Here is a 14127-nt window from a genome sequence, read left to right on the forward strand (position 1 = left end):
ATTTACGTCTGTATGTGCATGGCGACAGCAGATAGGTGATTTGCGTGACAGATTGACGACGCAAAACGAAGACGAATCAAAGATTTCCGTGAGCGAGAGCCAGGTGCGTTTCGGTGCGGAAGCTTGAGGGCACATCCATATTCTGGCCCTGAACGGCGCAAAGCGCAGCATTCGCAAGACGATGCGCCAGACCGAAGCTCACCTTGAAGCCGCCGGTCAGGGCTACAATCTGAGGGCAATCAGGATGTGCACCCACCATCGGATCACGACCAATTGCTTTTGGACGAAGACCGGCCCAACGCTCGATCACCTCGGCCGTTGAAAGCGCCGGCACAATTTCCCTTGCCGCATCCATCAGAGCGTCCAGCTTCGCATCGGTGCTGAAGGCATCGGCAAAGTCTTCCTCGCTGGTGCTGCCGATCGCAACCGTTCCGTCCTCATGCGGCACGATGTAAAGCCCGTTGAGGAAGACCACCGGCATGGCCGGATCGATCGTCGCCCGCAACAGGGCGGCCTGGCCCTTCACCGCCTGACCCAGTGCTGGCTCAGCGGGAAGCGCAAATGCCTGCGTCAAGAGTGGAAAGGAAGTATGGCCCGCCGAGACAATGGCATGGGAAAATGACAGTCGCGCGCCATCGTCGAAATGCGCGACGCGCTCTTTGCCCAGCGAGACAACCCGTTGGCCCTCCACGACACGCACGTGTCGCGAAGCTTTAAGACGCACGGTGAGTGCTGCAACCAACGCCCGCGGCGAGACCTTGGCGGCAAAGGTATCATGCACAAAGCCCGCCTGCCCCGCGGATGCATCGACCCAGTTTGCCACCGGCGGCGCATCCAGCACATGCCAGTGAAAACGCTGCCCCTGCTGATCCCAGTTGGTCAGCGCCTCCTGGCGATGGCGTTCGGCGATGGGTCGCAGATGCGGCTTCGGCAGCGGGATGATGCGCCCGCATCGCCGGTAACCGGCCGACATGCCGGTTTCGGCTTCCAGCTGCGCAATCTCGTCTTCAAGCGTCAGAAGCGCATCGAACTGAAACTGCTTCTTGTCGTTCCAGCGATCCGGCATGTGCGGCATCAGGGCGCCGAGCAGGCCGCCGCTTGCGCCGCTTCCCGTTTGGCCCGCATCGACCAGCACCGTATCGACCCCCAGACGGTCCGCCTTCAGCGCCGCCCACAGGCCCATTATGCCGCCGCCGACAATCAGCAGCGCGGTACGGGAGGGCCAAGGCGATTGACCTTGGTGATCGGGAAGACTATCGGCTTGGACCATGACACATCCCGAAGACGCAAGACCGGACAGCACCGGCAACAACATGCTGGATTGGCGAGAGGGCGATATGCCCTATTCCCTGGCCTTTGGCGATCATTTTTATTGCCAGACCGAGGGGCGGCTGGAATGCGAGCATGTCTCTCTCAACGGCAACGGACTGCCGGATCGCTGGGAAGATCACCCGAAAGAAACCTTCGTGATCGGAGAACTCGGCTTCGGCACCGCGCTCAATCTCACCGAGACATGGCGGCAGTGGAGGATTGCGCGCAAGCCTGGCAAGACATTGCACTTCGTGTCCTTCGAGCTTTACCCGATGCGCGCCGCAGAGATCGACCGGGCGCTGTCGCGCTGGCCCGAGGTGAATGCCGAGCGTCAGGCCCTCGTCGCACTTTGGCCGGAAGAGCCCCACGGTATCGTTGAGCTGCAACTGGATGAGCAGACGAAGCTCACCGTCGTCTGCGGCGAGGCGTTACAGGGTATCAAGCAAAGCGACCTCGTCTTCGACGCCTGGTACCTCGATGGCTTTGCGCCAGCGCGCAATCCAGACATGTGGTCGGTAGAGATCATGAGCGCGATCTACGACAAGACGCAAGAGCGCGGAACCTTCGCGACCTATGCCGCCGCTGGATTTGTCCGCCGAAACTTGCAGTCCGCAGGCTTTGCAGTCGAGCGCCGAAAGGGCTTTGCGGGCAAGCGGGAAATGCTCTGCGGCACGAAGCAGGGCGATAGCAGATCGGCCGAGTAGCCTCGCCGTCCCATCGACAAGATGCCCAAAACAAAAACGCCCGGATCATCGTCCGGGCGTTTTCGAATTCATCAGATCAGATCAGCCGCGCTTGCGACCGCGACCGGCGTTACCGGCAGGACGAGCCTGACCGGCAGCGGCAAAGGAGCCAGCCTTGCGGGCTGGACGGCCCTGGCCGCCACGATGCTTGCGCGGACCTGCAGCCTTGGCGCCTTCGGCACCTTCAACCTTGGTACGCTTGAAGTCGGACGTGACTTCCAGATCGTTGTCGCGCTCGACAGGAGCGAACTCGCCCGCACGCTGTCCACGGAAATCGCCATTGCGGCGTCCACCGTCGCGATGACCACCTTCACGGGGACCGCCTTCACGATGAGCACGGGCCGGACGATCGCCATGCGCACGCTCGCCGCGCTCGCCACCCTGACGACGACCGCCATTACCGGCGCCGTTTCCACGACCGCCACGGTTGCCGCTGCCACGGGTCGGGCTGGCAAGACCTTCTGGACGCTCGCCGGAGAGGACCGGAATTTCGATCTTCATCAGCTTTTCGATGTCATGCAGCAGGCGGGTTTCGTCCGGTGCGCAAAATGCAATCGCAATACCATCGCGACCCGCACGGGCCGTACGGCCGATACGATGCACATAGGCATCCGCCACTTCCGGCAGATCGTAGTTGAAGACATGCGTCACGGCAGGAATGTCGATACCGCGTGCAGCAACGTCCGTCGCCACCAGCACCTTGACTTCACCATCCTTGAAGCCCTTCAACGCGCGCTCGCGCTGGCCCTGGCTCTTGTTGCCATGGATCGACGCGACCTTGAAGCCGATATGCTCAAGATGCTTGTAGAGCTTTTCCGCACCATGCTTGGTGCGAAGGAAGACGATGGCGCGGCCATCGGGGTTTTCCGACAGAGACTTCTTCAGAAGATCGGTCTTGTCGTTCTTGCCGGCAACGAAGTGAACATACTGCTCCACCTTGTCGGCAGCCTTGCCCGGAGGTGTCACTTCCACCTTGACCGGATCGGTCAGGTAGCTACCGGCAAGATCGGCAATCGTCTTCGGCATGGTCGCCGAAAAGAGAAGCGTCTGACGCTTGGCAGGCACCATCTTGGAGATCTTGCGCAGATCGTGAATGAAGCCGAGATCCAGCATCTGGTCGGCTTCATCGAGAACGAGATGCGTGACCTTGGACAGCGAAATCGCGTTGCGCGCGATCAGGTCGAGCAGGCGGCCAGGCGTGGCGACCAGAATGTCGGTACCCTTTTCCAGCTGCAGCTGCTGCTTGTTGATGGATGCGCCACCGACAACCTGGTTGATGCGAAGCGGAGTCTTCTTCACGAAGGCGCGCAGGCTTTCACCGATCTGGTTGACCAGTTCGCGCGTCGGCGCAAGGATCAGGGAGCGGGTGGTGCGGTTTGCAGGACGTTCGGCATGCTTCATCAGCATTTCGATCATCGGCAGGCCGAATGCAGCGGTCTTGCCGGTGCCGGTCTGAGCCAGACCAATGACGTCGCGACCTTCCATGAGGAAGGGAATGGCTTTCGCCTGAATAGGTGTTGGTGTCGTGTAACCGAGAGCGGTGACCGCAGCCACGAGCTTTTCGGAGAGGCCGAGTTCGTTAAAACTGGTCAATAGAATACCTTTCGGGGCGCCAAAACGCTTCAGCCGGTTCAGCCCATGCTGTCCGGTTGTCTTGGCGTCAAGAACCCCGCGTGAATTGGGAACTTGGTGGTTGAAATGACTTTCTGCGCTTAGCACCGGCGAAGGGTCGCCGTATTCTGTATTGCCTGCGCTTTTCCTTCATGCGTGCGTATAATTTTCAAGTGGACGCTACAGCTCACGCGGCTGTGGAAGGTGAAAGCTTGACAGGCATGTGGTCGTTTTGCCGAAAAAAGTCAAGCAATTCTTTCGCAGGCACCACGCTCTCAACCTGATGCTTATGGTTAAAAAAGCGTGAAAAGCCTTGGTCGCCCATGGTTTTTCATGCTCACCTCTCCTAGCTTGCGATCAGATTAAAGATATTTTGATTCCATTGATGGTGCGGAGTACGGCTTGAGTATCGAGGGCAGCTTGTTGGAAAAGGCTTGCCAGGGCGTTTCGTCCCTGCACCTGCCGGCTTGCGTCAAGAATAGCGAGTTGCGCTATATCTGCGTCAACGCAGCCTATGCCCGTTTTGCCGGAAAGAACCAACAAGACTTCGCCGGGCAAACCAGCCGCCTCATCTTCAACACCGCGGACGATGTGGAGCGGGAGGACAAGGAACGCCGCTGTCTGGTCTTCGCCACCGACGAGGTCGCCACTTGCCGGGGCATCTTGCCCGACGCGCAGACCTTGCGATGCGAGCGCTTCATCGACGAGGCCGGGCAAATCTTTCTCTACGAAGTCTTCGAAAAGATGCCGGACTTCGACAGCGCGCCACGGGCGAACCCGGTCAGTGTCATGGAAAATGACGCTCAAAGTGCAGAAGAAGATGATCTGCACCGCAGCAATGCCGCCCGCTGGCTCTCCGAGATCAAGACGCCGCTCACCGGCATCCTTCGCATGGCAGACGCGCTGGCCCGAACCGACCTCGACACCCGACAAAGGATCTATGCGGACACAATCGTCCAATCCGGCAACGCGTTGCTGCGAAGCCTGGACGCTGTGCTGAGCGCATCGGAGACTGACGCCTCAGCATCCTTGCAGACCAGCCTCTTCGATCCCGCGGAGCTGGTGGAAGAGATTGCGGCGCTGCTCGCCTTTCATGCAGATGAGAATGGGCTGACACTCTTTACCGACATCGATTCATCGGCAGAGATCACGATCGAAGCGGACGCAGCGCGCTTGCGTCAGATCGTCACCCACCTCGTCAGCAACGCCATCCGCTTCACCCGGTCCGGTCATGTTATTATCAAGCTGAAGGCTGAGAACGTCGCGGACAGTGCCTCACTTCGGCTGACCGTCGAAGATTCCGGCATCGGCATGTCGCAGGAGCAACTTGCCTCTATCCTTGGTCAAAACAGTCGTTCTGCACCCGCCGCAACCGGGCTCGCTGAAACCCTCAGGATCGTATCTTTGTTCGATGGCCGGATCGAAGCGAAAAGCGAAGAGGACAGTGGATCGGTCTTTACCGTGACGCTGCCGGTTTGCGTGATTTCGGCGCAACCCGTCATACCTCTATGGCCTGCCCATGCAAGCATCCTGGTGATCGATGGCAATGCGATGAGCCGCGATATTCTGACAAGACATCTCAGCGACTGGAAGCTGGACGCCTATGCCGCCGAAGACGGCACGACAGGGCTTGCCGTTCTGGAGGAAGCCATAGCGCTCGGTCTGCGCCCCGCCGCCCTCCTTGTCGATGAAGCGATGTCCGATATGCGTGCCAATGACGTGGCCGGTTACCTCCGCCGTCATCCCGGCATGCAGGACATACCCGTGATCCTGCTGACCGCGCTTGGAGAGAAAGACGCTTGCGAGAACGCTCAAGCCTACCTTGCCAAGCCGGTGCGCAGGCGAAAACTTCGCGAGACGCTGGAAGCGCTCATTCCCGCTCCTGTTCTGACAGACATCCCCTCGCCTTTAATCACCGCACCTGTCGAGGATGACCAGCCGTTTCACCTGCCGCAGCCGCCCCGCAAGAACGGCTCCGGCATCGACGTGCTGGTGGTGGAAGACAATGATGTCAACCAGATCGTCTTCAGCCAGATCCTGCAGCAAACAGGACTCAGCTTCCGCATCGTCGCCAATGGCAAGAAGGCCGTGGAAGCCTGGCGCAACGAGAGCCCGGCGCTCATCTTGATGGACGTGTCGATGCCGGTCATGAGTGGCTACCACGCCACCCAATCCATCCGCCAGATGGAAGATGACGAAGACGGCCGCCTCGGCCGCGTGCCGATCATCGGCGTTACGGCGCACGCTTTGGATCTGGACAGCGAATTGTGCTTGGCGTCTGGCATGGACGACTACGTCTCTAAGCCCATCAGCCCGGAACTGCTGCGCGCCAAGATCAGCCAGTGGCTACCGAAAGGCGCGCTGGAAGCGTTTTAAAGCGCCGTGTCCTATTGGACCCTCCAAGGATGCTTTACCTTTTTGAATCGACGCGTCGTGCTTTCCGAAAATTGAGAAGCCACCGACTTTAAGCGCCTCCGATGGGAGTTGCGGTTGAATCCCAATAGCCCGCTCTCCGCCATCCTTGGGTCGAGCCCAGGGATGACGGCGAACAAGGGCGTCTTAACGCTTATCGACTGCGAACGCACCCGGACCGGCGGTCACCAGGAACAGGAAGACGAAGCAGAAGAGGATCGCAGCATCACCGCCATTGATGGCGGGGAAGAAGCTCTTCGGCGCATGTGCCATGAAATAGGCAAAGGCCATCTGGCCGGAGAGAATGAAGGCGACCGGTCGCGTAAAGAGGCCGACAAGGATGAGAATGCCGCCGACGAGTTCCAGCAGCGCGGCCGCAAGAAGAAGCGGCGGAAGCGAGCCTTCCATTGTAGAAGGAGGAAAGCCGAACAGCTTCTGCGTGCCGTGTTCGATAAAGAGAAGTGCTGCAATGATACGCAGTGCTGCAAGGGCGTAAGGCTGGTAGCGGGACAATTTTTCAAATACCGACATTCAAGCGTTCCTGATTGGCGCATTTCCAGCGGCGGTGCTTAGCTTCGTGTCTAGAAATGCTTAAAAACAAAGGGTTGAAGCTCATACGATGGAAATACGGTCATCGCATTTGCTCTGGGTTGCGCTTCGTCGATAGGCGCGAAATCGAGCGCTCGATAATCACATTTCCGCTATCGAAAAGAAGGAGATCTATCAGCCACAGGCGCAACTCTCCGTTGAGTTGAAAAAATGGTCCGTTTCCCGCCTCGCATAGCGGAATTCAACCGGCAGCATCTATTGGCGCCAGAAATTAATCCACATATTTTAGGTTTCGGTTGACGGCACACCGCACTCAGGCGGTCATCAGAACCGCATCGCGATAGTAAGGCGTGAAGGGCTTGAACTCGATCTTGCCCTTGGTCACCGTCGCCACCGTATTGGCAGGGATGATTTCCCACATCTCGCCGCCGGTGCCGAAAGGTTCGGAGGCGATGGCGATGCCCTCTCCCATATTGCGCCAGTATAGGGTCGGCGGGCGCGCGTCGCTCGACCAGCGAAAGGCATGCAGCGTATCGCCATCGGCGTGGATGGCGCTGAAACGGATAGGTTGATCAACGCCTGCATCCAGCACCACATCCATGCAGATTTCGATGGTGCGCGAAAGCGCATCGACCGGGTCCTTATCGAGACCGAGGCCAGCGGCAATCAGGAACATCGCCTCGCTATCGCCGTTGCCGGCCCGCGAGCAATAAACATCATCGGAAATATGCGCCTCGATGGCGCGCTTCACCTTCTCATAGCCGCCGATCTGGCCGTTATGCATGAAGAGGTGCCGGCCGAAACCGAAGGGATGGCAGTTGGCCATGGAAACGCCGCCGGTGGTGGCGGAGCGCACATGCGCCAGAAACATGCCGGCGCGGATTTGATGACACAGCGAGGTGAGGTTCCTGTCAGACCATGCGGGCAGGATGCCGCGATAGATCCCCGGCTCGGGCCTTTCGCCATACCAGCCGATCCCGCACCCATCGCCGTTCACCACCGTCTTGGCTTCTCTTGCGGCAAGCGACTGGCTGATCAGCGAACTTTCCGGCTCGATCAGCAGAGTGTCTAGCCAGACAGGTGAGCCGGAATAGGCAAGAAAACGGCACATGCGCATACCTTTGTATCAGGTTGAAAGCGCCCCACCGATCGGGCCATTGGGGCGGCCTCATTGTTCAACAAGGCCGCTCTAACGCCCGATCAGGGCGTTAATGAGATGCTTCACGCCTGGATCACGACCACGCGGGCGCCGACCGGAACGCGCTCGTAAAGGTCGATGATATCGTGGTTGAGCATACGGATACAACCACTCGACATGGCGTGTCCGATCGACTGCGGCTGGTTGGTGCCATGCAGGCGGAACATCGTGTCATTGCCGTTGCGATAAAGATAAAGCGCACGCGCACCCAGCGGGTTATTGAGACCGCCTGGCATGCCGCCGGCATATTTCAGGTTCCGTTCCGGCTCGCGGCGGATCATGTTCGGGGTCGGCGTCCAGCTTGGCCATTCGGCCTTGCGGCCCACATAGGCATTGCCCTTCAGCGCCAGTCCCTGTCGACCGACACCCACACCGTAGCGAACGGCGCGGCCATCGCCGAGAACGAAATAGAGGCGGCGCGCCGGCGTGTCGACGACCACGGTTCCGGCCGGATAGGTGGTTTCATAGGCCACTTCCTGGCGGCGCAGTTCCGGCTTGATCTTCTCAAGCGGCATGGCTGCCATGGGAAACTGCTCATTCGGCAGAGCCGCATAGTTCTGCCGCTGGCCCGCGGGATTGATACTTGCACAGCCTGCCAGGAAAAGTGGCAACCCGAACAGGACACCACGACGCGAAATCGACATATTACCCCCTGCCGTCACGAATCTTTCGATTTAACCAGAGGTATATTTTTATGATTAACAAATATCTAATATCCCTGCCCGGAGGTTAAGGACGAGCGGGCACCACATCCCTCTGCCGAGTCCATTCTTATTCTGCCCTGGCCGCGCCGCATCTTCTCCTCCGGCACTCAATTCTGGGGGAAGGACGCATAATAAAAATGCGCTCAATTTATAGGCATTGAGCCTTCGCATCGGGCGTAAAAACCTCCGCAATTCTACCGACACGGAATGAACTTTCCACGCGCTGCCGCATTTTGATGCTGAGAGGGAAAGATTGCTTTATTTTCAGTCGCTTTGAGGGACCGAGGCGGCCCAAAAAATCTGGATCGCCGACCGCTCATGCGGCTTGCATTGCTTCCAACCTTGTATTCAAATGTACAAAAAGGGGATCTGAAAGTTGGCATTTGATGAAATGATAAATGCGGACACCACGCCGCGAAGCCCATACGCAAACTACAACGACTGGTATAGCCGACAGGACCGGTCGCATCTGATCCAGAAATCCAAGGACGCGGAAAACATCTTCCGCAGAACCGGCATTACCTTTGCCGTCTATGGCCACGCCGACAGCGCCGAAAAGCTCATCCCCTTCGACATCATTCCGCGCATCATTTCCGGCAAGGAATGGCGCAAGCTTGCTCAGGGCATCGAACAGCGCGTCATCGCGCTCAACGCCTTTCTGGACGACATCTACCACAAGCAGGAAATCATCAAGGCAGGTCGTATTCCCCGCGAGCTGATCGAGAAGAACGAAGCCTTCCTGCCGCAGATGATCGGCTTCCGCCCGCCCGGCGGCGTCTACACCCACATTGTCGGTACCGACATCGTGCGCACCGGCGAAGACCAGTTCTACGTGCTGGAAGACAATGCCAGAACGCCGTCGGGTGTCAGCTACATGCTGGAAAACCGCGAAACCATGATGCAGATGTTCCCAGAACTCTTCCATGAGAACCGGGTTCAGCGCGTCGAGGACTATCCCTATCAACTGCGCCAGTCGCTGGCGTCGCTCGCGCCCCCCGGCTGCAAGGGCAAGCCACGCGTGGCGGTATTGACACCCGGCATCCACAATTCCGCCTATTACGAGCATTCCTTCCTGGCCGACATGATGGGCGTGGAACTGGTGGAAGGCTCTGACCTGCGCGTCATGGACGGCAAGGTCAAGATGCGCACCACGCAAGGCTATGAAGCCATCGACGTGCTCTATCGCCGGGTCGACGACGATTTCCTCGATCCCCTCACCTTCCGCCCGGACTCGGCGCTTGGCATTCCCGGCATCATGGATGTCTACCGCGCCGGCAATATCACCATCGCCAATGCGCCCGGCACCGGCATTTCCGATGACAAGGCGATCTATTCCTACATGCCGGAAATCGTCGAGTTCTATACCGGCCGCAAGCCGCTTCTTGAAAACGTGCCGACATGGCGCTGTTCGGAACCGGACAGCCTGAAATACGTGCTCGATAATCTCGCCGATCTCGTCGTCAAGGAAGTGCATGGCTCCGGCGGTTACGGCATGCTGGTCGGCCCGACAGCCTCGAAGAAGGAGCGCGCCTTGTTTGCCGAGAAGCTGCGCGCGCGGCCGAACAATTACATTGCCCAGCCGACGCTTTCTCTCTCGACTGTCCCGATCATGGTGAAGAACGGCATCGCGCCACGCCATGTCGATCTTCGTCCCTATGTGCTTGTGTCCGACAAGGTCAAAATCATTCCAGGCGGCCTGACCCGCGTGGCCCTCAAGCAGGGCTCGCTCGTCGTCAATTCCAGCCAGGGTGGCGGCACCAAAGACACCTGGGTACTGGAGGACTGAGCCATGTTGGGAAGAACTGCAAACGGGCTCTACTGGATGTTCCGCTATATCGAGCGCGCCGAAAACATAGCGCGCCTCGTCGATGCGGGCCTGCGTGTCTCGCTGACGCGAAGCGGCAGCGCGGATGAAGATTGGGACGGCGTGCTGCAAAGTGCGGGCGTTCGCGAAGCCTTTCTCAAAGACAACGAAAAGGTCACGTCGGCAGATGCGATCGACTATCTGTTGCGCGACAAGAGCAACCCGTCGAGCGTGATGTCCTGCATCGACTCCGGCCGCAACAACGCCCGCATGGTGCGCACGGCACTGACGCGCGAGACCTGGGAAGCGACCAACGAGTTCTGGATCGAGTTGAAAAGCCTGCTCGGACGCCGCCTCAAACCGGCGGAAATGCCGCATGTCATCGATGTCATCAAGCATCGGGCAGGCCTGGTGCGCGGCGCCTTCCACGGTTCGATGCTGCGCAACGACCTCTACAATTTCTCGCGCATCGGCACGTTCATCGAACGGGCGGACAACACCGCGCGCATTCTCGATGTCAAATATTACGTGCTTCTGCCGGCAGCGGCGCAGGTTGGCTCCTCGCTCGACAATGCACAATGGGAATCGATCCTGCGCTCAGTGTCGGCCCACCGCTCCTATGGCTGGGTCTACGACGCGGAATACAAACCCGCCAACATTGCCGACTTCCTCATTCTCAACGCCCGCATGCCGCGTTCGCTCGCCTATTGCTATGAGAAGATCGTCAGCAACCTCGGCTATCTCGCCAAGGATTATGGCGAGCGGCACAAGGCACACGAAACGTCGGACGCCATTTTGTCGACACTGAAGGAAACCACCATCGACCGCGTGATGGATCGGGGCCTGCACGAGTTCCTGGAAGCCTTCATCAACAGGAACGGCCAGCTGGGTCAGGAAATCACGGAAGGTTACCGCTTCTATCAGTAAGCGGTACAAGACGGGGATACGGGGCGAATGCGTCTGAAGATCAATCACACGACCGAATATCTGTACGAAGAGGTGGTGCCATACTCCCTTCAGCGCCTGCGCCTGACACCGCTCAGCGGCCCGATGCAGACCGTGCTGAACTGGGACGTCGTCGTTGAGGGCGCGACAGTAGAAACGCGCTACGACGACCATTTCGGCAACCGCATCGAGCTTGTGGAAAGCGAAGGTCCGAGCCGCGCCGTGAAGGTTACGGCAAGCGGCGAAGTGGAAACGAAGGACAAGGCAGGCGTCTTCGGCGCGCATATCGGCAACGCGCCGCTTTGGCTCTTCATGCGCGATACGCCGCTGACCAAGCCCGGCAAGCTGATACGCGAGATGGCCCGACAGAGTTCAGGCAGCACCGAACTGGAACGCCTTCACGAACTGATGGCCTTGATTCACCTGGAGGTTGAATATCAAACCGGCAGCACCGGCACCGAAACCACGGCGGAACAGGCGCTGGAAGCCGGCAAGGGTGTCTGCCAGGACCACGCCCATATCTTCATTGCCGCCTCCCGCCTGCTCGGCCACCCTTCCCGCTACGTCTCCGGCTACCTGATGATGGAAGGCGTCGAAGAACAGGTGGCAACCCACGCCTGGGGTGAAGCCCATCTTCCCGGCCTGGGCTGGGTCGGCTTCGATGCCGCCAACAAGATCTGCCCGGATGAGCGCTATGTCCGCATCGCCACCGGCCTGTCCTACCGCGACTGCGCCCCGGTGTCGGGCATGCGCGTTGGCGTTTCCGGCGAAAGCCTGAGCGTGTCCGTCACCGTGCATGAATCCCAGAGTCAAAGTCAGTCGCAGAGTTAAGGCGCCGTTGCGAAAATCGAGTCCGGTTTTCGGGCCGACGCTTTAGAGCCAAAATCCACGCCCGTTTGAATGGACTGTGCGATCAATCGCGACAGGCGTCTCCAGGATCTTTCACCGCGCTATGCTCGGCTTCATCGTCCAGCTGACAGATCAAGACGCTCCCCGCGCCGCGATTGTAGCCGCAAGGTTGGAGCGGTGGCAGCGTTCGTAAAACTCCCGGGCCCCGAAAGACATGCCCGCCGGAAGATCAACGAAGTCTTTCAGCCTCATTCCCTCGCGTTGAGCCAGAGCCGCGCTCATCAACTCAGATGCAGGAACGAGAGCCACAGCCTCTTGAATGTTCTCAAAATAGGCGATGTTGCGATCCAAAACGGCGTGGTCACTCGTCTGTCCATGCGCAAGAACAAGCTGTTTCGGGTTCAGGCTGCGAATGAGGTCCAACGAGGAGCGAAGGCTGCGCAAATCATCAGGCGCGCTGCTCCAAACCTCCGGAATGGGATGCTCGACCGCATCCACCGCCAGACACGTCTCGATCTCCGGTATCCAGACGGCAAGATGATCTGGCGTGTGTCCGGGCGTGTGCAGAAGATGCAGGCTGAGATCCCCGCCATGCAGCGTCATGCTCTCGCCGCTGAAGGTCAATGTCGGTGGCACAAGCTCGACCTCGTCAAAGCGGGGCTCGGTCGTTCTCTTCTGTTCAAGCGTTTGAAGCGCAGACGGATCGCGCAAGCGATCGATCGCGGATTGATGGGCAATGATCGGCGCGCCACCGACGGCACGATTGCCCCAAAAATGGTCCCAGTCCATATGCGAGTTGACGACGATGAGCGGTCGATCCCGCATGCGATCGGCAAGCAGCTCCAGCGCACGCCGGCACAGGCTCGGCGTCCCCAGCGTATCGACCAGCACATTGAAACGCTCGGTGCTGACGAACACAGCATCGACCTCATCACCCGCCCGAATAACCGTAATGCGATCATCGAGACCCGGGTAAGATGTCAGACTCACATCAACCGTCATCATCACACCTTTCTGACGCAAACGAACGGGCCCGTCCTGCGGCTCCTCACAATCATGGTGGTGCCGCTCTGACATCGTCAAGCTCTGAAACACTTGTGGTGGCCAGTGCACCAATGGCCACCCATCAAGCCTGGAAGCAGTCTGAACCCAACCGGCAGAGGTGGAGACGATCGCGCAAAACTGCTAACCGCTTGACCTCAATGGAATGTGACTGAGGAGAGAGAGCATCCATGACTGCCCGCGATGATCATACGATCGGCTTCTACGCCCGAGAAGTTGCCGCCTACACCACGCGAGGCGTAGACGCCTCCCCTCGCCTCAAGGCCTTTCTCGCAGCGCTTCCGCCCGGCGGCCGCATTCTCGAACTCGGCTGCGGCGCAGGCCAGGATAGCGAAGCCATGCTTGCCCGCGGCTTCGACGTCCATCCCACCGATGGCACGCCTGAAATGGCGCGCGCGGCAGCAGAACGTCTGGGCGTCGCAACCAGCACCTTGCTGTTCGAAGACATTGCCGAGCAAAACGCCTATGACGGCATCTGGGCCAATGCCTGCCTGCTGCATGTGCCCCGCGCCACCCTGCCATCGATCATCGCCCGCATTCATGCCGCCTTGAAAGACAAGGGCGTCTTCTATGGCAGCTACAAGGCCGGAACGGCCGAAGGCCGCGACGAACTCGATCGCTTCTATAATTACCCGTCACCGGATTGGCTTTTAGACGTTTACCAGCAACTCTCATGGGAGCAGATCACCATCCATGAAGCCAAAGGCAGCGGCTACGACAACAAGCCGACCGACTGGCTGCATGTAACGGCTGTGAAACCATAACTGTCTCATTAATGGGCGCACCCCTGTTTTTCACGATGGATGCCGCACAGCCGCGGAACCTAATCCACCCGGAACTGTTTGCCGGGTGGGGAACAACAGGGACAGATCAGTGACAGGACAAGACTATCGCTTGGCTAGGTTTTTGAGCCACGACGCCATAAAGCAAGCATCACGC

The 14127-nt window shown here is 59.1% G+C and carries 12 protein-coding genes; 6 read left to right on the top strand and 6 right to left on the bottom strand.

What is annotated here, in order from left to right; all coding sequences use genetic code 11:
* Positions 1-76 precede the first annotated feature (76 nt).
* Positions 77-1270 carry an NAD(P)/FAD-dependent oxidoreductase gene (locus tag EYC79_RS19635; RefSeq protein ID WP_130979233.1) on the bottom strand — a complete coding sequence of 398 codons (1194 nt, stop codon included), beginning with the start codon at positions 1268-1270 and terminating at the stop codon, positions 77-79.
* Between EYC79_RS19635 and mnmC2 the strand changes: the two genes are divergently transcribed.
* On the top strand, positions 1269-2015 hold the full coding sequence (gene mnmC2, locus EYC79_RS19640; protein WP_130979234.1) for a tRNA (5-methylaminomethyl-2-thiouridine)(34)-methyltransferase MnmC2: 747 nt from the start codon (positions 1269-1271) through the stop codon (positions 2013-2015). The two genes, EYC79_RS19635 and mnmC2, sit on opposite strands and share 2 nt — an antisense overlap.
* A gap of 81 nt (positions 2016-2096) precedes the next feature.
* Here the strand turns inward: mnmC2 and EYC79_RS19645 are convergent, their stop codons facing one another.
* Complete coding sequence (locus EYC79_RS19645; protein WP_112360016.1) at positions 2097-3647, bottom strand: DEAD/DEAH box helicase; 1551 nt, start codon at positions 3645-3647, stop codon at positions 2097-2099.
* A 420-nt stretch (positions 3648-4067) separates the two neighbouring features.
* On the opposite strand from EYC79_RS19645, the gene EYC79_RS19650 reads away from it, so the two are divergent.
* A complete protein-coding gene (locus EYC79_RS19650) occupies positions 4068-6041 on the top strand; it encodes a response regulator (RefSeq protein ID WP_130979235.1) in 1974 nt (657 codons plus the stop codon).
* 183 nt (positions 6042-6224) lie between these two features.
* On the opposite strand, the gene EYC79_RS19655 is transcribed toward EYC79_RS19650, so the two are convergent.
* From EYC79_RS19655 to EYC79_RS19665, 3 genes are all read right to left on the bottom strand, one after another.
* Complete coding sequence (locus EYC79_RS19655; protein ID WP_112359946.1) at positions 6225-6608, bottom strand: DoxX family protein; 384 nt, start codon at positions 6606-6608, stop codon at positions 6225-6227.
* Positions 6609-6939: 331 nt separating this feature from the next.
* A complete protein-coding gene (locus tag EYC79_RS19660) occupies positions 6940-7737 on the bottom strand; it encodes a class II glutamine amidotransferase (protein ID WP_062440083.1) in 798 nt (265 codons plus the stop codon).
* Between the two features lie 110 nt (positions 7738-7847).
* Positions 7848-8468 (bottom strand): L,D-transpeptidase, encoded by a 621-nt coding sequence (locus EYC79_RS19665; RefSeq protein ID WP_062426291.1) that lies wholly within the window; start codon positions 8466-8468, stop codon positions 7848-7850.
* 436 nt (positions 8469-8904) lie between these two features.
* Between EYC79_RS19665 and EYC79_RS19670 the strand changes: the two genes are divergently transcribed.
* The 3 genes from EYC79_RS19670 to EYC79_RS19680 are packed head-to-tail and all read left to right on the top strand — an operon-like array spanning position 8905 to position 12108.
* A complete protein-coding gene (locus EYC79_RS19670) occupies positions 8905-10314 on the top strand; it encodes a circularly permuted type 2 ATP-grasp protein (protein WP_062426290.1) in 1410 nt (469 codons plus the stop codon).
* Positions 10315-10317: 3 nt separating this feature from the next.
* Positions 10318-11259, top strand: coding sequence for an alpha-E domain-containing protein (locus tag EYC79_RS19675; RefSeq protein ID WP_062426289.1), 942 nt, complete (start codon positions 10318-10320; stop codon positions 11257-11259).
* Positions 11260-11286: 27 nt separating this feature from the next.
* Positions 11287-12108: a transglutaminase family protein gene (locus tag EYC79_RS19680; protein WP_130979236.1), complete on the top strand. Its 822-nt coding sequence runs from the start codon at positions 11287-11289 to the stop codon at positions 12106-12108.
* A 150-nt stretch (positions 12109-12258) separates the two neighbouring features.
* Here EYC79_RS19680 and EYC79_RS19685 read toward each other — a convergent pair whose 3' ends face one another.
* Complete coding sequence (locus EYC79_RS19685) at positions 12259-13128, bottom strand: MBL fold metallo-hydrolase (RefSeq protein WP_130979237.1); 870 nt, start codon at positions 13126-13128, stop codon at positions 12259-12261.
* A 230-nt stretch (positions 13129-13358) separates the two neighbouring features.
* Here EYC79_RS19685 and EYC79_RS19690 point away from each other — a divergent pair, with 230 nt between their 5' ends.
* A complete protein-coding gene (locus EYC79_RS19690; RefSeq protein ID WP_130979238.1) occupies positions 13359-13952 on the top strand; it encodes a class I SAM-dependent methyltransferase in 594 nt (197 codons plus the stop codon).
* The last annotated feature ends 175 nt before the right edge of the window (positions 13953-14127 follow it).

Source organism: Agrobacterium cavarae, from assembly GCF_004310285.1.
Taxonomy (GTDB): domain Bacteria; phylum Pseudomonadota; class Alphaproteobacteria; order Rhizobiales; family Rhizobiaceae; genus Agrobacterium; species Agrobacterium cavarae.